We start from the raw sequence: 22,479 nt of genomic DNA, 5'->3' as shown, positions 1-22,479 counted from the left end.
GGGGCGAGAGGCCGGAACCCGGCACGGCGTCAGTCCTCTGTCGACGCCGTCAGGAACCACCAGAGGCTCAGCGCGAGCGGGGTGCCGAGCGCGCCCACCACGACCGCGATCCACAACGGCCAGTAGCCGCCGTCGGTCATGGGCGCCCGCTCCGGGTGCACGGGATCGATCCGCACGCTCACCCGGTGCCCGTCGGGCCACTGGTCGGCTGCGCCCTCCTGGGCGCTGTACCCGCGCCCGTCCACCAGCCAGTGGTAGGTGCACAGGCCGGCGGAGTCGGCTTCGCCGCGGCAATCGGTGACGGTGGCGGACACCCGCGACGTGGCGTGCGCGTCGCGGTCGTGCTCGTGGAACCAGCCGCTGAGCGCGAAGGCGAAGCAGCCGGCGAAGACAGCGAGCAGCAGGGCCGGCATGACGTCGTGCAGCGGCGCGGCTCGCCGGCCCCCGGTCAGGAGCCGGCGGAGCGGGGCAGCCACTGTCGCGAGCAGCACCGCGCTGCCCGCGCCGATCCAACCGGCGTACCAGGCCCGTGATCCCCACGGCGCGAAGGCCGTCACCACCGCGCCGACCAGGACGGCGGCCCAGGCGAGGCGCTGGAACGTGCGCACCGCGGCGCCGGCCCGCTCCCGCGGCCTCCCCGACCGCGCCGGGGCGGCGGGGGGTGCTGTGAGGGCGGCGGGGGGTGCGGCGCGGGCAGGGACGGGGGCGGCGGGCGTGGCGGGAGGCCGCCGGTCCTCGGGAACGGGGGGTGCTTCGTCCTCGATCGTGGTCACCCCGCAAGGCTGGCAGCCGGTCGCGGCGGGGACCAGACAGCGGCGCCGTCCCCCGGCGTTCAGCAACGCTTACGCGGTCGTGGCGGACGGCTCCTGCCCGTCGTCGGACGCGGTCCGCTCACTTGGGTCGAGGGGATGCCGAGGTGGCTGGTGTTCCAAATCTGAGCCGCGCTCGCGGACTTCATCCGGGAGTCGAGCGTCTCCAGTACCCGCGAGGGCCTGGCCGCCGCGCGAGCCCGGGGCAAGGCCGGGGCAGGCCGACCGTCGTCGACCTGGGCCGAGCCTCCGAAGGAGCCGCGGACCGAGCCGGCTGCTGCCGTGAACGTGACGACGCCCTGCGAGGTGCGCGATGCCCCGCACCAGCCGGTGCGGGGCATCGCGTCCACCGAGGTCAGGCGGGGACGATGTTCTCCGCCTGCGGGCCCTTCTGGCCCTGGGTGATGTCGAAGCTCACCTTCTGGCCCTCCTGGAGCTCGCGGAACCCCTGGGCGTTGATGTTGGAGTAGTGGGCGAAGACGTCCGGGCCGCCGCCGTCCTGCTCGATGAAGCCGAAGCCCTTTTCCGCGTTGAACCACTTCACGGTACCGGTGGCCATGTGTTGCTCCCAAAGTCGGGGACGAGGTACGCGCTGGTGCCTACCTCGAGGGATGAGGTGATCGCCTGGGTCCTCCGACTGCTGGTCGAGCGGTACATCGGATCCACGACTGCTGGAGACGACGCTACCCCCATCGGAGGCTCCGGTCATGTGCTTTCGCGTGATCTTCAGTGCGCCGCCACGGAACGGCGGCATGCGAGCGACGATCGGACGCTCCACCGCACCTCGGGATCGTTCGCGCAGCCGCGGCTGGAGTGTTGTCGTCGAGGGATTCCCGGGCTTCCCGGGCGCCCCTGGTCCAGGGCGCCGCGGGCCCCGCGCAGTGCCGCGCGGCGGGGCGGCGAACTAGGCTTGCGGCCATGACCTCCGTGCCGAACACGCCCGCCTGGCGGGTGATGCGTCAGGACGACAACGGCAACCAGTACCTGGTGGCCCGTGAGCTCGCGAAGGACGAGGCCGACCGGCTCGCCGCCGAGCTGGAGGCACGCGGGCACAAGCAGCTCTACTGGACCGAGCTCGACCAGCCGCGCGCCGCGGGGTGACCCGAGCGGCGAGCCGGCGTGATCCGGCCTCGGTATCGGCCACCGTCGTGCTGGACCGACGACGGCGCGTGATATCGAACGGGAGCTTTCCGCGCTCCTCGGCTTCCTCGACGGCCGCACAGGCCTCGACGGCCGCGCCTGCCTGGCCGTCGCCCACCGACCGCGACCCGAGCCGCACCCCCGCTCGTCGAACGGGGGCGCAGCTCGGTTCGCGATCAGTTGATCGACCGTCAGCCCTGGTGTGCCCAACCCGCGTAGCGCTGGGCGAAGCGGGTGCCGGTGCCGGCGGCGACCGTCACGTCGTAGCGGCCCTGGGGGTCGAGGGGCCAGTCGATCTTCGCGGTCTTCCCGGCGTCGACCCAGACGGTCTGCGGGGCGCCCGCGAAGTCGTTCGCCGTCGCGGTGAAACTCACCTGACCCGCGCCGTCGTTGGCCACCTCGAAGCGGATCGACTTCGGGTCGCGCAGGTCGGCGCTGACGATCGGTGCCGCCACGTCCTCCTGCTCCAGGCGGACGACGGTGCCGGCGAAGCGGGTGACGAAGCCGTCCGCGCCGTGCACGGTGAAGTCGTAGCGGCCGTCGGTGGTGGAGGCGTCCCAGACGTAGGTCGTGCTCGCGCCCGGTGCGACGGTGAACGGGGTGGCGGCGAAGGGCAGGGCGATGTTCGGGTAGACGGCGAAGCTGTAGCCCACCGAGCCGAAGTTGGTCATCGTGCAGGTGACCTTGCCGCTCTCCCGGTCCACGTCGATGTCCGCCCAGGGGCGGTAGGGCAGCGGGCGGTGCGGGCGGTCGCCGCGCTCCTGGACGGGCAGCGACTGGGTGCCCAGGGCCGGCAGCGCGACCGGCGGCAGGGCGGCGTTCGCGTCGGCCTTGGCCATCAGCGCGTTGGTGTCGGGCAGCGCGGGGATCGAGAAGTCCGGCTTGGTGAAGTCGAAGCAGCTGGTCAGGTCGCCGCAGACGGTGCGGCGCCACTGCGAGATGTTGGGCTCCTGGACGCCGGTCACCACCTCCAGGAAGCGCAGGACCGAAGTGTGGTCGAAGACCTGCGAGTTGACCCACCCGCCGCGCGACCAGGGCGAGGCCACCCAGAGCGGCACCCGGTTGCCCAGGCCGATCGCCCGGCCCTGGGTGAACTCCTCGGGCGTGCCCGGCTCGGGGGTGGGCGGCACCTGGTGGTCGAAGTAGCCGTCGTTCTCGTCGTACATGACCAGGAAGACGGTGTGCTCCCAGACGTCCGGGTTGGACATCAGCGACTGCAGCGCGGAGTTGACCCACCAGGCGCCGTAGTCCGGGCTGGCGTTGGGGTGTTCGCAGAACAGGTACGGCGCGACCATCCAGGAGACGGTGGGCAGCGTGCCGGCCTTGCAGTCCGCGTCGAAGGCGGTGAGGTCGAACTTGGTCATCGCGTTGATGTAACGCGGGTCGGTGGCCGGGAAGTTGTGGAACTGCTTGAAGTAAGACAGCGCGTTGTCGTCGTAGTCGCCGGTGCGGTCGTCCTCGCTCGGGTTGTGGTAGACCCGCCAGCTGATCTTCGCCGCCTCCAGGCGCTCGGCGTAGGTGGTCCAGTCGGCCACCGGGTTCTGGGTGACCGGGGTGTTGTCGATCCACGGCCCGGTGGTGCCGTCCTTGCCCGGGCCCGAGGTGCCGGTCCACAGGTAGAGGCGGTTGGGGTCGGTCGGGCCGGCCAGCGAGCAGAAGTACGCGTCGCAGAGGGTGAACGCGTCGGCCAGCGCGTACTGGTAGGGGATGTCCTCGCGGGTGAAGTAGCCCATGGTGCGCTCACCCTTGGCGGCCACCCACTTGTTCAGCGCGCCGTCGTTGATCGCCTGGTGGCTGGTCGCCCAGTCGTGGGCCAGGCCCGCCGCGTTCTGCGCGTTGTACTTGGTGGTGTCCATCCGGTACGGCAGCATCACGCCGCCGTCGCTGCGGCCGGCGTCCGGCTGGCGGAAGACGGAGTCACCGTTCGGGAAGGTCAGCGCCTGCTTGTCGGCGAAGCCGCGCACGCCGTTCAGGGTGCCGAAGTAGTGGTCGAAGCTGCGGTTCTCCTGCATCAGGATCACCACGTGCTTGACGTCGGTGACATCGCCCTGGCGGGCGGCCTTGCCCTTGGCCTGCGCGCTGCCGGGCAGGCCGACCACGGTGGCGGCGGCGGTCGCGGCGGCGGCGCCCAGGACGGTACGGCGGTTCAACTCGGTCATGGTGGCAGCCCTTTCAGAGCGCGAAGGTGGCGACGGCGGCGGCGGTGTCCGAGGGCCAGCCGTTGGCGGCCGTGTTCGGGTCGGCGGCCGGCCAGCCGGTGGCGATCACGTGCGCCTCGCGCATCTCGATCCGGCCGGTGTCGGCGTACAGCACGTAGTCGATCCGGTCCTGCGGCTCGGGCTTGCTGCCGCGCACCTTGCGGGTGGGCGACCAGGTGGCGCCGGGGAACTTCGCGGGGTCCGGGTGCTCCTCGCGGAAGCTGTCGGTCAGGCCGGCGGCCTGCATGGCCTCGGTGACCGGCCAGGCGAACGCGGTGCCGTGGGTGGCGGCGGTCCAGTCCAGGTGCGAGGGGGAGGAGAGCCCGGCGGCCACGATCACCGGGCTCCTGCCCGTCGCACCGTCGGCCGCGATCGCGGCGAGCAGGGCCTGGGCCTGCTGGTGGCGGAGCGAGGCGGTCTCGGTGGCGAGCACCTGGGCGGGCGTCTGGCCGTCCTGGATCGCGTACGGGCCGTAGGAGTTCTCGTCCAGGTGCGCCGTCCAGAGGCGGATGGCGCGGCCGCCCGGCAGCTGCACGGTGACCCCGGCGGCGGGCAGCGCGGCGGTCACCGTGGTGACGTCGGTGAGCGGGTAGCGGCTCAGCACGCCGACGCTGCCCGGGCTCTGGTAGGCGAACCAGCCGAGCGCGTCGGCCAGTCGCTGGGCGCCCGTGCCGGCCGTCTCCTGGAGCGCGACCACGTCCCAGCCCTGGGTGAGGACCACCCGCAGCTGCTTCTCGAACCCGTCGGTGCTGTGGCTGCCCGCGTCCCACAGGTTCCAACTGGCCACCTTGACCTGCTGCTTGCCCTTGGCATCCACCGCGGCGACGACCGGGACCTGCACGGTCACGGTGTCGGTGGCGCCCGCGCTGTCCTTGACGCCGACCGTGACGATCGCGGGGCGGGCGAGCGCCTTGGCGGGCGCGGTGCCGGTGACGGTGCCGTCCGCGCCCACGGTCAGCCAGGAGTCGCCGCTGATTCGGCGGAAGGCCGGGGTGCCGGCCGGGTTGCCGGCCGGGCGGGACCAGAGCCCCTGCAACTTGACCTGAACCTGACCGCCGGGCTGGACCGGGGTGGCGGTCAGCGCGTCGACCGCGCTGTGCGGGGCGACGACGGTCGGCTTGGGCTTGAAGCTGAACGGCGCGCTCTGCGCGAGGATCCCGTACCCGTCCTTGGCCAGCAGGTACGCGGTGTAGGGGCCGCCGGTGAGCGCCGAGGTGTCGAGGGTGAGGTCGCCGGAGCCGCCCGGGGTGTACTTCCAGAGCAGCGAGGAGCCGGTGCCGGGCTGCCGGGTGCCGTCGTAGACGCCGACCCAGTTGGTGGGGTCCGGGGTGGCGGTGGTCCAGTGGAAGGTGAGCTTGTCGCCTTCGGTGGGGCTGGGCGGCGTGGTGAGCGCGAGGGAGCTGCCGGTGGCCACGGGGTTCCTGTCCGTCGGGTGAAGGGGGCAGAGTTGGCTGGACAACTCTGCCCACATTCAGGCCACCTGCGAGGGACGGCGCATGAACGACGCATGACGGACAGTCGGAAATCCGCCGAATTCGGCGGCACGGCAGGGGCTCCGGCGGCTACCGGTCGGTACATTCCCTCGATCGCCGTCCACCGCGCTGTCGCGCTCCAGCGAGTTGCTGGGGTGCGGGCCAGTGCGGTGCGGTGCGGGGCGCCGCGTGCGGGGCCTGCGCGGGGGCGGTGCTGTCCGGATCCGTGCCGTCCGGAACCGCTCGCGGTGGTCCGTCGCTCGGTATCCCCACCGGCCTCCCGGATTGGTTCAGACCATTGACGAGACTCGCACGGTCGAAACGGACCGTCAACCCGTTCGCAAGCGTGAATGTCCCTGTCCGAGCAGGGTGAACGGACTACTTGACACTGCAGATTGGCCTAGGCCAATATCCGTTGGTCCGTACCAAGTGCCAACGCTGCGATCGGCGTGCCGGCACTCTCTCGGAAGGCCCGGTCGATGTCCTCCCACCAGCCCAACAAGGAGCTGCGCCGTCTCGCGCTCTCCGTCCTGCAGCCAGGATTCGTCGGTACGGAGGCGCCGGACTGGTTGCTCCGCAGCATCGGTGACGGTCTGTCATCCGTCGTGCTGTTCGCCAGGAACATCGCCAACCCCGAGCAGGTGGCCCGGCTCTCCGCGCAACTGCGCGCGGAGAATCACGAGTTGATCATCGCGATCGACGAGGAGGCCGGCGACGTCACCCGGATCGAGGCCTGGACCGGTTCCACCCGGCCCGGCAACTACGCCCTCGGGGCGGTGGACGACGTCGAGTTGACCGAGTCGGTGGCCCGCGACATCGGCCGTGAGCTGCACGCCGCCGGAGTCTCCCTCGACTACGCGCCGAGCGCCGACGTCAACTCCAACCCGCGCAACCCGGTGATCGGCGTACGCTCCTTCGGGGCCACGCCCGAGCTGGTATCCCGGCACGCCGCCGCGTGGATCCGCGGCCTGCAGGCCGGCGGCGTCGCGGCCTGCGCCAAGCACTTCCCGGGCCACGGCGACACCGCGGTCGACTCCCACCACGGCCTGCCCAGCTACGACGCCTCGCTGGAGGAGATCGCCGCCCAGGCGCTGCCCCCGTTCCGGGCCGCCCTGGAGGCCGGCGTGCGGGTGGTGATGAGCGGTCACGTGCTGGTGCCCGCCTACGACCGCGAGCTCCCGGGCACCCTGAGCCGGCGGATCCTGCACGACCTGCTGCGCGTCGAGTTGGGCTTCGACGGCCTGGTGGTCACCGACGGCATCGAGATGGGCGCCGTCACCGACCGCTACGGCATCGACGGTGCCACCGTGAAGGCCATCATCGGCGGCGCCGACGCCGTCTGCGTCGGCGGCGAGAGCGCCGAGGAGAAGACCGTCGACCTGCTCTCCGGCGCACTGGTCGAGGCCGTGACCAGCGGGGTGCTCACCGAGGAGCGGCTCGCGGACGCGGTCGAGCGGGTCCACGCCTTCGCCCGCTGGTCGACCGGGCTCGGCGCCGCCGTGCCGGCCAACCGGATCAGCAACGACATCGGCTTCGTCGCCGCCCGCCGCGCCGTCGAACTGAGCGGCCCCAAGCCGGAGATCCTGCCGCTGACCGTCCCCGCGCACGTGGTGGAGCTGGTGCCGACCAGCAACCTGGCCATCGGCAAGGAGACGCCGTGGGGCGTGGCGGTCCCACTGCGCGAGCGGCTGCCCGGCACCACCTTCGCGCGCGTGCACCACACCCAACTGGAGTCCGAGCCGGGCCTGCTGGAGCAGCTCGCGCTCACCCCGGCCGTCGGCCGCCCGCTGGTCGTGGTGGTCCGCGACGCCTCCCGGCACGAGTGGATGAGCGGCGCGCTCGGCCAGTTGGTGCGGGCGCGGCCGGACGCCATCGTGGTGGAGATGGGCCTGGCGGGCACTTCTACCCCCGGGGCCGTGCACATCGTCACCCACGGGGCCACCACCGCCTCCGGGGTCGCCGCCGCAGAGGTGCTGGTGGGGGCGCGGCCGTAGTCACGAGTTGACGTAGCGTCAGTTCGCTGCCGCGACAGCGACCTTCGGCTGCCCGACCCAGGTGGCCAGGGCCGCGCGCAGGCCGGCGAGGTCCACCTCCGCCGCCGGGTCCGCGTCCGTGGCCGCGCCCGCCGCGCCGCCCGCCCAGGCCAGGTAGCCGTCGGGGCGGATCAGCAGCCCGGCCGGCGCGCCGCCGCCGCGCACCGGGGCCGCGACCGGGGCCTTGATCGGGGCCTTGACCGGGGCCTTGAATGTGGCCTTGACCGTGGCTTTGACGAGCCGCACCCGGTCGGCCCGGTCCCGGGCGGCCGCGTGCAGTCGCGCGTCCGAGGTGAGGTCGAGCAGCACGGGGCGGCCGTCGGCCAGCAGGTCGAGCGGTGAGCAGGCCGTGCCGTCGGCGGTGGTCAGCGCCAGGTCGGGCACGAAGGCCCCGGTGAGCGGGTGCGCGTCGTGGGCCTGGTGGTAGGTGACGGCCACCGCGCTGAGGAGTTCGGCCAGGGCGAGGTTCACCTCGTCCAGCTCCATCAGCTCGGTGAACAGCTCGCGCAGCGGCGTGACGCCCGGGTCCGGGTTCATCAGCGCCACCTGCGCCCGGGTGTTGTGCAGCACCCGGGCCGCCACCGGCCGCCGCTCGCGCTGGTAGCTGTCCAGCAGCCCCTCCGGCGCGGTGCCGGCCACGGCGGCGGCCAGCTTCCAGCCCAGGTTCATCGCGTCCTGCAGGCCGAGGTTGAGGCCCTGGCCGCCGAACGGCGAGTGCACGTGCGCCGCGTCGCCGGCCAGCAGCACCCGGCCCAGGCGGTAGTGCTCGGCGAGGCGGGTGTTGTCGGTGAACCTGCTCAGCCAGGTCGGCTCGGCGGTGAGCTCGATCCGGCGCCCGGTGATCCGCTCCAGGGAGTCGGCGAACTCCTGCTTCGTCACGGGCTGTTCGCGGTCGGCGGGCGGGCCGTCGAACTCGACGGCGAGGATCCGGCCCGGCAGCACCTGGAGCACGCCGCCCGCCAACCGGTGCCAGCCGCCGCCGGGGTTCGCCAGCAGTTCGGGCACCGCCACCTCGGCGAGCCGGCCGGTGATCGTCGGGTCGTCGCCCGGGAAGGCGAAGCCGGCGAGCTTGCGGACGGTGCTGCGCCCGCCGTCGCAGCCCACCAGGTAGGCGGCACGGAACGCGACGCGCCCGGCCGCGCTCTCGGCCGTGACCGTCACGCCGTCCGGGTCCTGGTCGACCGCCGCCACCCGGTGCCCGCGGCGCACCGAGGCACCCAACTCCGCTGCCCGCTCGGCGAGCACCGCCTCCGTCCCGGTCTGCGCGATGGGCAGGATGCCGGGGCTGGCGCTGTCGAGCCGGTCCAGCCGCACGGTGCGGATCCCGGCGAAGTGCACGAGCGGGACGGGGCCGCCGCCGCCCGGCGGCCGGTGGTTGCCGAACATCGCCACCGGCTGCTCGGTGCCCTTCGCCAGCCGCTCGACCAGGCCGCGCAGCCGCAGTGACTCGATGCTGCGGGCGTGCAGGCCGAAGGCCCGGGCGTGCGGGGAGGGCGCGTCGAGCTGCTCCAGGACGATCACCTCCGAGCCCTGCAGCCGCAGTTCGGCGGCCAGCAGCAGGCCCACGGGGCCGGCGCCGGCGATCACCACATCGGTGTTGACGGTCTTCATCGGTGGCAGTGGTGGCATCGGCGACATGGGTGACATCGGTGGCAGCGGTGACATCGCGGACTCCTTAACGCGTTAAGTGCTCGATGGGTCCCACTGTTCACTTAACGCGTTAAGCTGTCAAGTGAACGCGATGAGGAAGAGGGATTCGGATGCCGATCGACCGGGACCACGCGGTGCGCGTGGCCATGCGGATGCTTGACGAGGACGGTCTTGAGAAGCTGTCGCTGCGCCGGATCGCCGCCGAACTGGACGTCAAGGCACCGGCGTTGTACTGGCACTTCGCCAACAAGCGGGCGCTGCTCGACCACCTGACCGACCTCATGCTCGCCCCGGCGCTGGAGGAACTGCCGCTCCCCGAGCCGGCCGACGCCTGGCCGCAGTGGCTGGAGCGGATGGCCCTGGTGGTCCGCGACACGCTCTTCGCCCACCGCGACGGCGCCCAGGTCGCCCTCGGCGCGGGCCTCGGGCGCGCCACCTCCCTCGGCCTGGTGATCGAGCGCTCGGTGGAGGTGCTGCACGGCGCCGGTTTCGACCTCGCCGAGGCCAGCCGGATCGCCGGTGCCTTCAACGCCTTCCTGCTCGGCCGCGCCGCCGAGGAGCAGGCGATGCCCAAGCTCGGCACGGTCGACCTGGACGCGTTCGCGACGGCCTATCCGTTGCTCGCCGCAGGCCTGGCGCAGCGCGCGGCGGACGGGGACACCCCGGAGGTGGCGTTCCGCTACGCGGTGGGGATCATGGTGGCCGGCATCAAGGCGCTGCACGCGGAGGGTGGGGCGAAGGGCCACTCTTGAGGCCCTGTCCCGGCGATGACCGAGCCCCTGATAGCGTGCCGCGTCCGGTGGGGAAGATCATGAGAGGACGGCGGCCGTGCGGGAAGTCGAACGCCACGAGGTCGATGGACGGCACACAGTCCAGGCGCTCGACCGCATCAGCCACCGGATCCGGTGGCGGTGGTACGGGATGCGCTACGACGACCCGTCCCCGGAGAGGCTGAAGGAGATGCGTGACGAACTCCTCGACCACCTCGCCGCCCGCACCGCGCAGGACCCAGCGCTCGATGCGGCAGCACGCTCGGCACTGCTGACGGCGGCGGAGTGCGCCCTGGGTGTGCTGGGCGTCGGCTGCTTTCCCGACGGCGATCAGGAGATCCTCCTCCCGCTCGTCGGTCTGGGTCTCAGCAGCGAGGACATCGCTTTCGGCGAGGCCGTCGAGCAGGCCCCCACGGCCAGGACGTGGCTCGACGCCTTCGAGATGTGCCTGGTCAGCGGCCTGTTGTGGGAATGGCCGCGGGTGATCGGGCTGGTCCTGCGAAACGACTACGCGCCCGCGATCCGTGACGGGGTGCCGTACTCGAAGCTGGACTCGACGTCGGATCCGGCGGACCGCGCCGCGATGGACGCCCTGTGCGGCTACCTGACGCGGAAGAACGGGCACCTGCCCCGCGACCGGCCCACCGTGACCCTCTGCAAGCCGGACGCCGACGAGCGGGCCGAGGCGGCCCGGCAGCTGGACGCGGTCGGACCCCTGACGCCTGATCAACTCCTGCTCCGCGTACTCCTCGACGACGACCCGCACGCGTTCGAGCAGGCCCTCGCGGTCCGGCTCGTCGAGCACCGGGAGAGCCAGGGACCCGACCCCGCCCCCAGGACCCTGCTGCCGGTCGGCGCCCTGGCCCTGGCCGCCCTCGCGGTCCAGGTGCACGGATGGGAGCTGGGCATCCGGTCCGGCTACCTGCCGCCCGACCTGCTGGGTTCCCCGGACGCGCTGCGCCGCGCGGCGGCGGCCGGACCGAACAACCTGGGCCGCTGGGGCGCCGAGTAGTAGCCGCTCCGGGCAGCGTGAGCCCCCGACGGTGACACCCCGGACATGGCGTTCCGCTACGAGGTGGGGATCATGGTGGCGCGGATCAGGGCGCTTCACGCGGAGCGGACGAGTGGCGCGGGGGAGTAGGAGGCGGCGAGTCGGCGCAGCGAGGGCACGCGCAGGGCGGCCAGCTGAGGGCGTCCCGGGCCTTCCGCCAGGAAGGCCATTGGGACTGTGCCGGGAGCATTGGAGGGCCTCCAGGGCTCCCCGGATCGGGGCCGGGTCAGCTGGCGAGGGCTTCCCCGAGCCGTGTGTGAGCCGGTCCGGCCAGAGTCCGGCGCAGGGCCTCGGCGCGGGACCGGACGAGTCCGTGCCGGTACGCTTCGGGCAGTTGCTGCCAGACCCCGATGGCCATGTCGGCGGCGGCAATCGGGTCGCCGTCCGCGCTCAGGCAGGTTGCGGCGTCCATGGTCAGCAAGGCCCGCGTCATGATGGACGGTGATCTGGTGAGGTCGAGAGCCGCTTCCTGCTCGGAGTTCGCCTCGCGGGTGCGGCCCATCAGCGTGAACGCCTGCGAGAGGTGGACGTGATGCTTCTGCAGCGGGTAGCCGAACCAGGTGTCGGCCGCCTCTACGGTGTTGAGACGTTCGGCGATGTTGCGGGCATCGGCGACCGCGCGAAGGGCCCCTTGGTGGTCACCGGTCGAGGCGAGGGCCCTCGCCGTGACGGCTGCGGCCAGCGCGGCAGAGGCAGTGGGGAGCCTGCCAGCCTCGCGGCGGGCGTTGATGGCCAGGTTCGCGGCGGCGTTCGGGGCACCGTAGTTCAGCGGGACCATCGCGCGCCGGGCCAGCACCCACGCCAGCATGTGCCGGTCGCCAGACTCGCGGGCGGCCTTCTCGGCAGTGGCGAACCAGCCGTGAGAGTCCCGCTGGTCACCCCGGTCGTGTTGGATGATTGCGACCAGTCCGGTGATCCCTGCCGCTGTTCGGGCCAGGTCGACGCGGGTGCCGGCGGGGTGCGGACGGCTGAGGACGTCCTGAAGGAGCCCGAGGTCTTGGCGCATTTGAGCCAGTACGACCTCCGGTGCCCGGCCGTGGTAGCCGCCGCGGTGGCGCTCGAACGCCCCGTCGAGGTAAGCGAGATCGCCGGCATCGGAGCCGGAAAGGCCGGCGTCGATCCCGTGCCGTGCCTCCGCGATGCCGGGCAGGGCGACGACCCCTGTCGTCAAGGCCGCCGCACCGAGAAACTGCCGTCGGTTCACCGCCGTACCCTCCTCTCCTTCGTCTTCGACCGGCTGCTGGTGAAGCCTGCGCCAGCGCCGCGAGGCGGCCACCGCTCGGGCGACCTCCTCCACCGAGAGCCCATACCCGTCGGCCAGCAGCTGGTGCCACCTCGGGGTCGGCAGACGTCGCTCGGTCTCCCAGCGCTTCAGGTTCTCCGGGTCGAACCACATATCGCCCTGAGCCGCCTGTAAGACCAGGGCCTGCTCGTCGCGGGTGAGTGTGGCCGCCTCGCGGATCCGCCTCAGCATGGCGCCGATGCCGTCTGGTGCCATCATGCCCGTCCCCCAAACCTTTGACTGATTGGTGCCCGATCCTGGCCCCCCAAAGCGGTCCCCCACGCGAGAAATGCACCCCCTGCTGGCACCGCCGGTGGCACTACAGAGGGTAGTTGACTGTGTACCAGCCAAGCGGACGGCCGGGCGAGATCAGTTCCTTCCCTCCGCATGGCACATCCAAGCCCCCGGCTTCGGCCTGACGCCCCGAAGGGTTCCTTCGACATGCGCGTGTGCAGCAGCAGCTTTTTCCTGGTCCGCGACCCCGCCTCCGTTCCCATCAGTCGCCAGCGACTCGGCCGGCTGATCCAACAGTGGAAGGTGCGCACGGACAACGACAGCCGCTTGGCCCTGGACACCGTGATCTCGGAACTCGTCACCAACGCGGTACGGCACACCACCGGAGCGATGCTCACCGTCGGAGTGCACGCCGACCTGGACCTGCGACGCCTGATCATCGAGGTCTACGACGGTTCGCAGGTCATGCCCCGCCATCAGATCACGGGCCCGGACGCGGAGACCGGCCGGGGAATGTTCCTGGTCGAACACCTGGCCGTCTCCCACGGGGCCGAGCACACCGCGCGAGGCAAGAAGGTCTGGGCCGAGGTAGCCCTACCCGGGCAGCCGCTCACCCGCCGCCAGCTCCTCGTCCACCCCCGCCGGGCGGCCCGCGCGGTGATCCGCCGCCTGTCCGGCCCGCGCCGCCCGCCGATACACGCACCCGTCCTGGTCGCCTCCAGCGCCCGCTGATGCGAGCGTTCGCAGCCATGCTCGAAAGGACGACATGACCACTACCCAGCACGGCACCGCGATCACGGACACGGCCCGGCTGCACGGCCGGGCCGCTGTCCGCAGCTTCCTGGAGGGCCCTTCACTGACGGTGGCCGACCTGTCGATGGTCCTGCTGGTCCGCGAGGACAGCGAGGACACCGACCGGCCGATGCCGACCGTCACGGTGGCCGAGATCCCGCACACGGTGCGCGACCTCGCCGCCCTGGGCATCCGTTCGGTGAAGGTGTTCGCCAACAGCCTGCACCGCGACGCCGAGGCGTCCGGGGCCGTCGTACCGGACAGTTTGATGGTGCGGGCCATCCACGCCGCCAAGGATGCCGAACCGGGCATCGCTGTGATGACCGAGAACTGCCTGTGCGGCCACACTGACACCGGCGAGTGCCACCTGACCGGCGGCGGCCGGATCGACCTGGACCGCACCGCGGCGATGATCGCCGCTCAGGCCGTCGTCCAGGCCGAGGCCGGCGCCGACATCGTGGGGCCCGCCGCGATGATCCGAGGCACCACCGCCTGCGTGCGCCAGGCCCTGGACGAACACGGCCACCGCGATGTGGCGACCATGCCGCACCTGATCTTCGACTCCGCCCTCTACGAGGGCTACCGGGCCACCATGCGAGCCACCCCCGCCTCCGGTGCCCACCGGCCGTTCCAGATCAGCCCGCGCCAGCCGGGGACTGCGGTGGACACTGGCCTGTCCTTCGTCGGCGAGGGGGCGGACATGCTGCTGTTGGAGCCGGGGATGTTCTCGGTGGACGTGCTCACCAGCCTCAAGCAGAAGACGTCGGCGCCGCTGATGCCGTTCTCCGTCTCCGGTGAGTACACGCGCCTGGCCCCGTTCGACCCGGGCACCGGGCGGCGGGACTTCCGGCCGCTGCTGGAGCTGTTCACGATGCTCAAGCGCTCCGGCGCCGACCGGATCATCACCTACGCCGCCGGCGACCTCGCCCGCTTGCTGACCGGCTAAGTGGCTGGGCGGATCTCCGACAGGATCTCTTCGGCGCCCTGGTCCAAGAGAAGTCCGGCCACCTGCATTCCCAGCTTCTCCGGCTCCGAGACGGGGCCGGAGAAGCTGGCCTCGACCTGCTTCGTCCCGTCCAGGGAGGTGACCTGCGCGTGCAGCGACAGCGTCTCGCCGGTGGCCTTCGCGTAGGCGCCGATCGGCACCGAGCACCCACCGTGCAGCTCGCCGAGCATCGCCCGCTCGGCCCGCACCTCCGCGTCCACCACCGCGTCGCCGGTGCCGGCCAGGATCTCGCGGGCCGGCTCGTTGTCCTCGCGGATCTGGATCCCCAGCGCCCCCTGACCTGGGCTCGGGGGGAACTGGGCGAGTGGCAGCAGCTCGCCGATCGCGTCGTCCAGGCCGAGCCGCACCAGCCCGGCCGCCGCCAGCACGACCCCGTCCAGGTTCATCGTCCTGAGCTTGTTCAGCCGAGGCGGGACGTTGCCCCGGATCGGCACGAACACCAGGTCGGGGCGGACGTGCAGCAGTTGGGCGATCCGGCGGGCCGCCGAGGTGCCGACCCGGCCGCCCTGCGGCAGGCCGGCCAGCGTCGAGCCGCAGAGCGCGTCCCGGACGTCCTCGCGACCGGGAGGGGGCAGCAGGACCAGGCCGGGTGGGTTGCTGGTCGGCAGGTCTTTCAGGGAGTGCACGATCACGTCCACCTCGCCCCGGACCAGTGCGGCTTCCTGCTCGGTGGAGAACGCGCTACCGCCCGAGCGGGCCGACACCTGTGAAAGGGCCGTCCTCCGGTCCCGGTCGCCGCCTTCGAGAATCACCTGATGGCGGAACTCGACGTCGGGGAAGCGCTCCCGCAGCGGTGCCAGGAACTCCCTGACCTGCGCTCGCGCGAGGTGACTGGCCCGCGATCCGACAATCAGCGTCCGCATTCCCCAACTCCCAGCATCTGAAGAGATGTTGACCGCATGCTACTCGAACATGGCTCGACCTTTTTCCGACGGTTTGTCGGAATCATGATTGGAGAGATCGAATGCCGTCCACCCGTCGCACCATCCGTATCGGCGCCCGCGCTTCGGCCATGTCGCTCGCCCAGGTCGCCCGCGTCCGCGCCGGCCTGGCCGCCCTCCATCCTGACGTGGCCACCGAGCTGGTGCCGTTCGTCGCGGCCGGCGACCGCGAGCCCGGCGAACAGGCCGAGCTCCACGACAAGGGCGCCTTCACCGGCGACATCGAGGACACCCTGCTGAGCGGGGGATGCGATCTCGCGGTGCACTGCATGAAGGATGTGGCCGGCGACCCGCTGGTCAGCCCGGGCACCGTCTTCGCCGCCTATCCCAAGCGGGCGGACATCCGCGACGCGCTGATCCACCCTGGCGGCCTCACCCTCGACCAGTTGCTGCCCGGCACCCGGGTCGCCACCTCAGCGGTGCGGCGCGTCGCCCAGCTCACCCGCAGCCACCCCCACCTGGACCTGGTGCCGATCCGCGGGACGGCGAACCTGCGGCTGGCAGCCCTCGATGCCGGGGAGGTCGACACCCTGGTGCTGGCCGCCTCCGGGCTGGAGCGCATCGGCGAACAGCACCGGATCAGCGAGATCCTGACCGTCGAGCAAATGTGCCCGCCACTGGGGGCCGCTGTGCTCGGCCTGCAGTGCCGCGAGGATGACACCGACCTGATCGCCCTCCTCGCCCCGCTCGGCGACCGCACTACGACGCGGGAGATCACCGCCGAACGAGCCCTGCTGAACGTCCTGCGCGGGCACTGCAACAGTCCGATCGCCGGGTTCGCCCGGTCCTTCGAGGACGGACACCTCGGCCTTCGCGCGATGGTCTTCTCCCCGGACGGCGTCACCGTGCTGGAGGCTCGCCAGTCGGCTGGTCGGCTCAGCCCGGAGGCCCTCGGGAAGGCAGTCGGCGCCGCCCTGATCCGCGACGGCGCCCGCGACCTGATTGATTCCATCGCGCGTTGAGTGGGCACCGTGCGGGAGTGTCGTCGCAGGCCGGGTTGGCTGGGATCGACCTTGCCCAGGTGCTCGCCGGAGGCACGTAGCCAGTGCCGACCCCGCGCTGGGCCGGAGCTCGCAGAAGCCGTCGGTCAGCTTCACTGAAAGCAGCATGATTGCATGGGCGTTATGACGACTGATCGGGTGCTGTACCTGCTGGGCTCCGCCGCGCCGCCGGTGCTCGGCATCGGGGCGGTGGTGGAGCGGGCCCAGGCGGCAGGGTGGGACGTCTGCCTCGGGTTGACGCCGACGGCCGCGCTGTGGCTGGCCGACGAGATCGACCGGCTCGCGGAGTTGACGGGGCATCCGGTGCGGAGCCGGTACCGGATGCCCGGCGAGCCGGACGTGTGGCCGCCCGCCCGCGCGGCGCTGCTCGCCCCGGCGACGTTCAACACGCTCAACGCCTGGGCGCAGGGGATCACCGGCTCGTTCATCGTGGGCTTCGCGGCGGAGGCGATCGGTAAGGGGATCCCGCTGGTCACCATGCCGTGCGTGAACCGGGCCTTCCTGGCGCATCCGCAGTTCGAGCGGAGCGTCGAGGCGCTGCGCGGCTCGGGGGTGCGGGTGCTGCTGGGGGAGGGTGGGTTCGTGCCGAACGAGCCGGGGCAGGGCGATCCTGCCGTCTTCCCTTGGGACCTGGCACTCGCCGCGCTGGCGTGAACGCCGAAGGGGTGCCCGCCGGCCCGGCGTGCACCCCTTCGGCGTTCAGTGCGAGGCGCGCAGGTTGAGCAGCACCACGCCCACGATGATTAGCGCGATGCCCGCCAGCTGCGGCTTGCCCAGGTGCTCGCCGAAGGCGACGACGCCGATGGCGGCGACGGCCGCGGTGCCCGCGCCCGACCAGATCGCGTAGGCGACGGAGACCGGGATGTGCTTCAGGGCCTGCCCGAGCAGCAGGAAGGAGAGCACGTAGCCGATGCCGACCCCCACGCTGGGCCAGAGCTTGCTGAAGCCGTCGGTCAGCTTGAGGCAGCTGGTGGCGCAGACCTCGCTCAGGATGGCGAAGGCGAGGAGCAGGAAGGAGGGCATGGGTTCTATTCTCGCGGGCCGGTCAGCGCGGCCAGCATCGGGAGGTCCGCCTCGGTGAGACTGGCCAGCATGGTGATGCCGGGGGCCTGCGGGATGGGCGCCGCCGAGGAGGGGACGGCGAGCACGGCGCAGCCGGCCGCGTGGGCGGAGGCGACGCCGGTCGGGGTGTCCTCGACGGCGACGCAGTCGGCCGGGTCCAGGCCCAGGTGCGCGGCGGCGGCCAGGTAGGGGGCCGGGTCGGGCTTGGTGCGCGGGGTGTCCTCGGCGGCCAGCGTGACGGTGAACCAGTCGCGGCCGAGCTGGCCGAGCACCAGGTCGACCACCTGCCGGGGCGAGGCGGAGACCAGGGCGGTGGGCACCGCGGCGTCGCGCAGCCGGGCGAGCAGGGCGAGCGCGCCGGGGCGGGGGACCACCTGGGCGGCGACCCGGCCGGTGAAGGCCGCGTTGAGCCGGGCGGCCAGCTCGTCGACGCCCGGGGAGGCGGGGGCCACCCGGTCCAGGTGGGCCGCGGTGTGCTCGACCGCGTGGCCGAGCACCTCCGGCTGGTCCGCGTCGGTGAGGAGGTGGCCGAGGCCGGCGGCGACCTCCGCGGTGGCCTCCCACCAGAGGTGCTCGGTGTCGACCAGGGTGCCGTCCATGTCGAAGAGGACGGCCTGCGGGAGCTGCGCGGTCATGGCGGCGATCACTGCTCCGCGCCGGTGCGGACGTCGACCAGCACCGGGCGCTGGGGCAGCGTGAGGTCGGCGTTGCCGCCCACCGGCAGCCGGGCCGCGTCCTCGGTGGGCAGGTCGGCCTTGACCGTGGTGCCGTCGGCGAGGCGGACGGTGAGCCGGGTGACAGCGCCCAGGAAGCTGGCGCCGACCACCACCGCGGGCCCGTCCGCGGCCGGGGTGAGGAGGACGTTCTCCGGGCGCACCAGCACGTCCAGCTCGCCCGTGGCCGGCAGCGCGCCGTCCACCGCGTGGCGGCGGCCGAGGACCTCGACCTGCTCGCCCGCTCGCACCGCCGGGATCCGGCTCATGGTACCGACGAACTGGGCGACGAAGGCCGTGGCGGGGCGCGCGTAGAGCTCGCCCGGGGTGGCGCACTGCTCCAGGCGGCCGGCCCGCAGCACCGCGACCCGGTCGGCCATCGAGAGCGCCTCCTCCTGGTCGTGCGTGACGAAGAGGGTGGTGATGCCCAGCTCCTGCTGCAGCCGGCGGATCTCCTCGCGCAGGTTGAGCCGGACCTTGGCGTCCAGCGCGGAGAGCGGCTCGTCGAGCAGCAGCACCCGGGGCTGCAGCGCCAGCGCGCGGGCCAGCGCGATGCGCTGCTGCTGGCCGCCGGACATCTGGTGCGGGAAGTGGGCGGCGCGCTGCGGCAGGCCGACCAGCTCCAGCAGCTCCATCGCGCGCTTGCGCCGCTCGTCCTTGCCGATGCCGCGCATCTTCAGGCCGAAGGAGACGTTGTCCAGCGCGGTCAGGTGCGGGAAGAGGCTGTAGGACTGGAAGACCATGCCCGCGTCGCGCTTGTGCGCGGGGATCGCGGTGACGTCCTGGCCGTCCACCAGCACCTCGCCGGAGTCGTGGCTCTCGAAGCCGGCCAGGATCCGCAGCGCGGTGGTCTTGCCGCAGCCGGAGGGGCCGAGCAGCGCGAGCAACTCGCCGGGGTGGACGGTCAGGTCGAGTCCGTCGAGCGCGACGGTGCTGCCGAAGGCGCGCCGCAGCGAGCGGAACTCGACGGTGGCGCTGCCGGGTGCGAGCGGCACTCCGGTGGGGACGGTGGCGGCCGTGGTCATGAGGGGAACTCCTGGAGGAAAGTGCGTGGGGATCGTACGCGATCGAATCCGCGCCGGCGAGCGGCGACGCGAGGCGCGAGGCAGGGCGCGAGGCAGGGCGCGATGCGGGGTGCGGTCAGGAACGCGCGGCCTTGCGACCGCGGTTGCCGACGACGGACATCAGCAGCAGCACGACCCAGACGACCAGCAGACTGATCATCGAGACCGCGACGGACATCTGGCCGTCCGTCTTGCCGTACGAGTTGATCCACACCGAGAAGGGCTGGAAACCGAGGATCGAGGCGGTGGTGAACTCGCCGAGCACCAGGGCGACGGTGAGCACCGAGGCGCTCAGCAGCGCGCTGCGCAGGTTGGGCAGCACCACCGAGAAGACCGCGCGCGGGTAGCTCGCACCGCAGTTGCGGGCGGCCTCGACCAGCGTCACGACGTCCACCCCGCGCAGTCCGCCGTCCAGCGCGCGGTAGGCGAAGGGCAGCGCCATCAGCACGTAGGCGACCAGCAGCACCACCGGGAAGCTCGGGTTCTGGATCGCCACGAAGGTCTGGAAGAGCGGCGAGTTCGCGAAGTGGTCGGGACCCCAGCGCAGCACGCCGACGATGCCGGTGGTGAGCGCGACCACCGGGACCACCAGCGGCAGCGAGCACATGACCTCGACCACCGGGCGCAGCCTGGGTGCGCCCAGCCGGGCCGCGAGCAGCGCCGGCACCAGGACCAGCAGCAGCACCACCACGGTGGCGGCGGCCAGTTCCAGGCTGAGGTAGAGCGCGTCCAGGAAGCCGGGGGCGCCGAGCAGCTTGGTGTAGGCGTTGAAGGTGACGCCGCCGTGGTAGTCGTCGACGCTGAACCAGAGCGAGGCGCCCATCGGCACGAAGAAGTAGACCGCGGCCAGCAGCAGGACGCCGGCCCGGCCGGGACGCAGGCGGCCCAGGGCGGCCTTGGAAGTCAGCTGAGCCACTTGGCACTCCGGCGCTGGAGGGGCAGGTAGATCGCCATGACCAGGCAGGCGACCACGATCATGTCGAGACCGAGCGCGAGGGCCAGGTTGCCCTGGCCGACCAGCACGTTGCCGGAGAGCGCGTCGCCGATCTGCATCGAGATCAGCGGGATCGAGCTGCCGACCATGGCCTCGGCGGTCGCGTACGCGGCGAACGAGGCGCCGAAGAGCAGCACGTAGCCGCCCAGCAGCGAGGGCAGCAGCACCGGCAGCGCGACGTGGCGCCAGTACTGGAAGGTGGTGGCGCCGTTGTTCGCCGCCGCCTCGCGCCACTGCACCCGCAGGCCCTCCAGGGCCGGGGTGATGGTGAGGATCATCAGCGGGATCAGGAAGTACAGGTAGACGACGGCCAGGCCGTCGAAGGTGTACAGGCTCCAGCCGTACTTCTTCAGGCCCAGGCCCGTGGTGACCTCGCCGGCGTTGCCGAGCGTGGCGACGAACATGAAGGCCAGCGGCACACCGCCGAAGTTGGCCAGCACGCCGGAGCCGGACTGCACCGCCTCGCGCACGAAGCGCCAGCGGGAGGTGGCCACCGCCTGGGCCAGCGGCAGGCCGAGCACGGTGCCGACCAGCGCGGTCAGCGCGGAGAGCTTGATGCTGCCGAGCAGCGCCGTCAGGTAGCCGCCCTGGAGCGAGGCGGTCAGGTTCGAGAGGGTGAAGGTTCCGCCGCCGTTCGGGGCGTCGGAGGAGGTGGTGAACGCGCCGATCGCGATGGCGATCGCGGGCAGGCCGAAGCCGACGGCGAAGAACACCATCAGTGGCAGCGCGCCCAGCCAGGCGCGGGTGCCGGCCTTGCGGCGGCGGTTGGCCGTGGGGGCGGCCGGGGAAGCGGGAGTCGCGGTACCGGGGGTCCCCCCACCGCCGCTGAGGTCAGCGGCGGTGGAGGTCGGCACCGGGGTGGGAGCCGTAGTCATCGTGTGGGTCAGCCCCCGATGGCCTTGGACCAGTTGGACGTGATGGCGGCCTTCGCCGCGTCCTGCTGCGCCTGGGTCGGGAAGGTGGTGAACGGCTTGGCGATGGCCGGCAGCTTGGCGACGGCGGACGCGTCCAGGGTGCCCGCGGTCTTCATCGGGTCGAACAGCGCCGGGGTGGCGTAGCCGCCCAGGAAGCCGTTCTGGCCCTCGGCGCTGTAGAGGTACTCCTCCCACAGGCGAGCGGCGGCCGGGTGCGGCGCGTACTTGCTGATGGCCTGGTTGTAGAACTGGGCGAAGCTGCCGTCCGAGGGGATCGACACCTGCCAGTCGATGCCCTTGCTGGCGTACTGGGCGGTGTAACCGGTGTTCAGGTACGACCAGTCGATGGTGATCGGGGTCTCGCCGTTCTGCACGGTGGCGGAGGTGGCCTCGACCGGGTTGAAGTTGCCGGCGGCCTTCAGCTTGCCGAAGAAGTCGATGCCGGGCTGGATGTTGTCCAGCGAACCGCCGTTGGCGAGCGCGGCCGCCCAGACACCGCTGAGCGCGGCGTTGGCCTTGGTCGGGTTGCCGTTCAGCGCGACCATGCCCTTGTAGGCCGGGTTCAGCAGGTCGGCGAAGGTCTTGGGGCAGGGGTTGACCTTCTTGGCGTCGCAGCCGATGGAGACGTAGCCGCCGTAGTCGTTGTAGCTGGTGGCGTCGGACGCCTTCATCGAGGCCGGGATCTGGTCGTAGGAGGCGACCTTGTACGGCGCGAAGAGGCCCTGCTGGGCACCGGAGATGGCGAACGCGGTGCCCACGTCGACGACGTCCGGGCCGCGGTCCTGGCCCTTGCGGGAGGTGATCGCGTTGATCTCGTCCTGGCTGGTGCCGTCCGGGTTCTCGTCCTCGATCTTGATGCCGTACTTCTTGGTGAAGCCGTCCATCAGGACGCCGTAGTTGGCCCAGTCGCGGGGGAGGGTGATGACGTGCAGGTTCCCCTCCTTCTTGGCGGCCGCGACGAGCGCGTCCATCCCCCCGAGGTCGGCGGCCGAGGTGGCGGTCTTCGCCTTGCTGTCACCGCTGCTCGCGGTCGAGGAGCCGGCGGAGCCGCAGGCGGTGAGAGAGAGCGCGGCGCAGGTCAGCACCGCCGCGAGGGCAGCGGTACGGGCACGGTGCACGGTCACGGGAGGATCTCCTGGATCGGGGTGCGGCAGGGTCGCGAGGCAGGAGTGTTCGGGGCTGCTTCTGCGACAGGGAGGGGAGCCGGGTTCAAGTTGGCCAGCCAACTTCGTCCGACGGGGACAGTACGCCGGAGCTGGATGACCAGGAGGTGAACGGGCGCCCCAGAACAGGGGTCGGCTACGGGAACGGTCAAGTCCGGTCGGGCGATACCCGCTCATCTGGCGTGCGAAC

The 22,479-nt window shown here is 72.0% G+C and carries 21 protein-coding genes; 8 read left to right on the top strand and 13 right to left on the bottom strand.

Translation table 11 applies throughout. The features are described from left to right. Positions 1–29 precede the first annotated feature (29 nt). Positions 30–773 carry a DUF3592 domain-containing protein gene (locus OG455_RS11705; protein ID WP_266292826.1) on the bottom strand — a complete coding sequence of 248 codons (744 nt, stop codon included), beginning with the start codon at positions 771–773 and terminating at the stop codon, positions 30–32. 391 nt (positions 774–1,164) lie between these two features. Continuing rightward, on the bottom strand, positions 1,165–1,368 hold the full coding sequence (locus tag OG455_RS11700; protein ID WP_266292824.1) for a cold-shock protein: 204 nt from the start codon (positions 1,366–1,368) through the stop codon (positions 1,165–1,167). A gap of 359 nt (positions 1,369–1,727) precedes the next feature. On the opposite strand from OG455_RS11700, the gene OG455_RS11695 reads away from it, so the two are divergent. Further along, a complete protein-coding gene (locus OG455_RS11695; RefSeq protein WP_266292822.1) occupies positions 1,728–1,910 on the top strand; it encodes an SPOR domain-containing protein in 183 nt (60 codons plus the stop codon). A 230-nt stretch (positions 1,911–2,140) separates the two neighbouring features. Here OG455_RS11695 and OG455_RS11690 read toward each other — a convergent pair whose 3' ends face one another. Together OG455_RS11690 and OG455_RS11685 are read right to left on the bottom strand one after the other, a co-directional pair. After that, on the bottom strand, positions 2,141–4,108 hold the full coding sequence (locus tag OG455_RS11690; protein WP_266292820.1) for a phosphocholine-specific phospholipase C: 1,968 nt from the start codon (positions 4,106–4,108) through the stop codon (positions 2,141–2,143). 13 nt (positions 4,109–4,121) lie between these two features. Then, a complete protein-coding gene (locus OG455_RS11685) occupies positions 4,122–5,561 on the bottom strand; it encodes an endonuclease/exonuclease/phosphatase family protein (protein ID WP_266292818.1) in 1,440 nt (479 codons plus the stop codon). Between the two features lie 537 nt (positions 5,562–6,098). Between OG455_RS11685 and OG455_RS11680 the strand changes: the two genes are divergently transcribed. Then, on the top strand, positions 6,099–7,613 hold the full coding sequence (locus tag OG455_RS11680) for a glycoside hydrolase family 3 protein (protein WP_266292816.1): 1,515 nt from the start codon (positions 6,099–6,101) through the stop codon (positions 7,611–7,613). A gap of 18 nt (positions 7,614–7,631) precedes the next feature. Here the strand turns inward: OG455_RS11680 and OG455_RS11675 are convergent, their stop codons facing one another. Continuing rightward, positions 7,632–9,263, bottom strand: coding sequence for an FAD-dependent monooxygenase (locus OG455_RS11675; protein WP_266292814.1), 1,632 nt, complete (start codon positions 9,261–9,263; stop codon positions 7,632–7,634). A 149-nt stretch (positions 9,264–9,412) separates the two neighbouring features. On the opposite strand from OG455_RS11675, the gene OG455_RS11670 reads away from it, so the two are divergent. After that, positions 9,413–10,054 carry a TetR family transcriptional regulator gene (locus OG455_RS11670; protein ID WP_266292812.1) on the top strand — a complete coding sequence of 214 codons (642 nt, stop codon included), beginning with the start codon at positions 9,413–9,415 and terminating at the stop codon, positions 10,052–10,054. A 76-nt stretch (positions 10,055–10,130) separates the two neighbouring features. Further along, complete coding sequence (locus OG455_RS11665; RefSeq protein ID WP_266292810.1) at positions 10,131–11,084, top strand: immunity 49 family protein; 954 nt, start codon at positions 10,131–10,133, stop codon at positions 11,082–11,084. Between the two features lie 265 nt (positions 11,085–11,349). On the opposite strand, the gene OG455_RS11660 is transcribed toward OG455_RS11665, so the two are convergent. Continuing rightward, positions 11,350–12,624, bottom strand: coding sequence for a helix-turn-helix domain-containing protein (locus tag OG455_RS11660; protein WP_266292808.1), 1,275 nt, complete (start codon positions 12,622–12,624; stop codon positions 11,350–11,352). Between the two features lie 168 nt (positions 12,625–12,792). Here OG455_RS11660 and OG455_RS11655 point away from each other — a divergent pair, with 168 nt between their 5' ends. Both OG455_RS11655 and OG455_RS11650 read left to right on the top strand, forming a co-directional pair. Beyond that, complete coding sequence (locus OG455_RS11655) at positions 12,793–13,371, top strand: ATP-binding protein (protein WP_323185469.1); 579 nt, start codon at positions 12,793–12,795, stop codon at positions 13,369–13,371. A gap of 34 nt (positions 13,372–13,405) precedes the next feature. Then, complete coding sequence (locus tag OG455_RS11650; protein ID WP_266292804.1) at positions 13,406–14,377, top strand: hypothetical protein; 972 nt, start codon at positions 13,406–13,408, stop codon at positions 14,375–14,377. On the opposite strand, the gene hemC (OG455_RS11645) is transcribed toward OG455_RS11650, so the two are convergent. Further along, positions 14,374–15,300, bottom strand: a complete 927-nt coding sequence (gene hemC / locus OG455_RS11645; protein ID WP_266292802.1) for a hydroxymethylbilane synthase — start codon at positions 15,298–15,300, stop codon at positions 14,374–14,376. The two genes, OG455_RS11650 and hemC (OG455_RS11645), sit on opposite strands and share 4 nt — an antisense overlap. Before the next feature lie 101 nt (positions 15,301–15,401). Between hemC (OG455_RS11645) and hemC (OG455_RS11640) the strand changes: the two genes are divergently transcribed. Then, entirely contained in the window at positions 15,402–16,340 is a 939-nt protein-coding gene (gene hemC, locus OG455_RS11640; protein ID WP_266292800.1) for a hydroxymethylbilane synthase, read from the top strand. A gap of 162 nt (positions 16,341–16,502) precedes the next feature. Continuing rightward, positions 16,503–17,033, top strand: a complete 531-nt coding sequence (locus OG455_RS11635; protein ID WP_266292798.1) for a flavoprotein — start codon at positions 16,503–16,505, stop codon at positions 17,031–17,033. 45 nt (positions 17,034–17,078) lie between these two features. Here the strand turns inward: OG455_RS11635 and OG455_RS11630 are convergent, their stop codons facing one another. From OG455_RS11630 to OG455_RS11605, 6 genes are all read right to left on the bottom strand, one after another. Then, entirely contained in the window at positions 17,079–17,402 is a 324-nt protein-coding gene (locus tag OG455_RS11630; RefSeq protein ID WP_266292796.1) for a multidrug efflux SMR transporter, read from the bottom strand. Between the two features lie 5 nt (positions 17,403–17,407). Next, positions 17,408–18,076: an HAD family phosphatase gene (locus OG455_RS11625; protein ID WP_266292794.1), complete on the bottom strand. Its 669-nt coding sequence runs from the start codon at positions 18,074–18,076 to the stop codon at positions 17,408–17,410. A gap of 8 nt (positions 18,077–18,084) precedes the next feature. After that, positions 18,085–19,179: an ABC transporter ATP-binding protein gene (locus OG455_RS11620; protein ID WP_266292792.1), complete on the bottom strand. Its 1,095-nt coding sequence runs from the start codon at positions 19,177–19,179 to the stop codon at positions 18,085–18,087. Positions 19,180–19,294: 115 nt separating this feature from the next. Further along, the gene (locus OG455_RS11615) at positions 19,295–20,041 is read right to left on the bottom strand and encodes an ABC transporter permease (protein ID WP_266300735.1); all 747 of its coding nucleotides are present in this window, start codon (positions 20,039–20,041) and stop codon (positions 19,295–19,297) included. An 80-nt stretch (positions 20,042–20,121) separates the two neighbouring features. Then, a complete protein-coding gene (locus tag OG455_RS11610; protein WP_266292790.1) occupies positions 20,122–21,087 on the bottom strand; it encodes an ABC transporter permease subunit in 966 nt (321 codons plus the stop codon). 8 nt (positions 21,088–21,095) lie between these two features. Further along, entirely contained in the window at positions 21,096–22,250 is a 1,155-nt protein-coding gene (locus tag OG455_RS11605) for an ABC transporter substrate-binding protein (RefSeq protein WP_266292788.1), read from the bottom strand. Between the last annotated feature and the right edge of the window lie 229 nt (positions 22,251–22,479).

The organism is Kitasatospora sp. NBC_01287, from assembly GCF_026340565.1.
Taxonomy (GTDB): Bacteria; Actinomycetota; Actinomycetes; order Streptomycetales; family Streptomycetaceae; genus Kitasatospora.
The sequence above is the reverse complement of the archived record's forward strand: the minus strand, read 5'-3'. Positions and strand labels throughout refer to the sequence as shown.

Excerpts from the sequence above, each read along its gene's own strand:
- OG455_RS11660 (WP_266292808.1), bottom strand. The coding sequence starts at position 12,624 with ATGATGGCACCAGACGGCATCGGCGCCATGCTGAGGCGGATCCGCGAG.
- OG455_RS11630 (WP_266292796.1), bottom strand. The coding sequence starts at position 17,402 with ATGCCCTCCTTCCTGCTCCTCGCCTTCGCCATCCTGAGCGAGGTCTGC.
- OG455_RS11625 (WP_266292794.1), bottom strand. The coding sequence starts at position 18,076 with ATGACCGCGCAGCTCCCGCAGGCCGTCCTCTTCGACATGGACGGCACC.
- OG455_RS11680 (WP_266292816.1), top strand. The coding sequence starts at position 6,099 with ATGTCCTCCCACCAGCCCAACAAGGAGCTGCGCCGTCTCGCGCTCTCC.
- OG455_RS11615 (WP_266300735.1), bottom strand. The coding sequence starts at position 20,041 with ATGGGCGCCTCGCTCTGGTTCAGCGTCGACGACTACCACGGCGGCGTC.
- OG455_RS11620 (WP_266292792.1), bottom strand. The coding sequence starts at position 19,179 with ATGACCACGGCCGCCACCGTCCCCACCGGAGTGCCGCTCGCACCCGGC.
- OG455_RS11675 (WP_266292814.1), bottom strand. The coding sequence starts at position 9,263 with ATGAAGACCGTCAACACCGATGTGGTGATCGCCGGCGCCGGCCCCGTG.
- OG455_RS11610 (WP_266292790.1), bottom strand. The coding sequence starts at position 21,087 with ATGACTACGGCTCCCACCCCGGTGCCGACCTCCACCGCCGCTGACCTC.
- OG455_RS11700 (WP_266292824.1), bottom strand. The coding sequence starts at position 1,368 with ATGGCCACCGGTACCGTGAAGTGGTTCAACGCGGAAAAGGGCTTCGGC.
- hemC (WP_266292802.1), bottom strand. The coding sequence starts at position 15,300 with ATGCGGACGCTGATTGTCGGATCGCGGGCCAGTCACCTCGCGCGAGCG.
- OG455_RS11635 (WP_266292798.1), top strand. The coding sequence starts at position 16,503 with ATGACGACTGATCGGGTGCTGTACCTGCTGGGCTCCGCCGCGCCGCCG.
- OG455_RS11690 (WP_266292820.1), bottom strand. The coding sequence starts at position 4,108 with ATGACCGAGTTGAACCGCCGTACCGTCCTGGGCGCCGCCGCCGCGACC.
- OG455_RS11695 (WP_266292822.1), top strand. The coding sequence starts at position 1,728 with ATGACCTCCGTGCCGAACACGCCCGCCTGGCGGGTGATGCGTCAGGAC.
- OG455_RS11655 (WP_323185469.1), top strand. The coding sequence starts at position 12,793 with ATGGCACATCCAAGCCCCCGGCTTCGGCCTGACGCCCCGAAGGGTTCC.
- OG455_RS11670 (WP_266292812.1), top strand. The coding sequence starts at position 9,413 with ATGCCGATCGACCGGGACCACGCGGTGCGCGTGGCCATGCGGATGCTT.
- OG455_RS11650 (WP_266292804.1), top strand. The coding sequence starts at position 13,406 with ATGACCACTACCCAGCACGGCACCGCGATCACGGACACGGCCCGGCTG.
- hemC (WP_266292800.1), top strand. The coding sequence starts at position 15,402 with ATGCCGTCCACCCGTCGCACCATCCGTATCGGCGCCCGCGCTTCGGCC.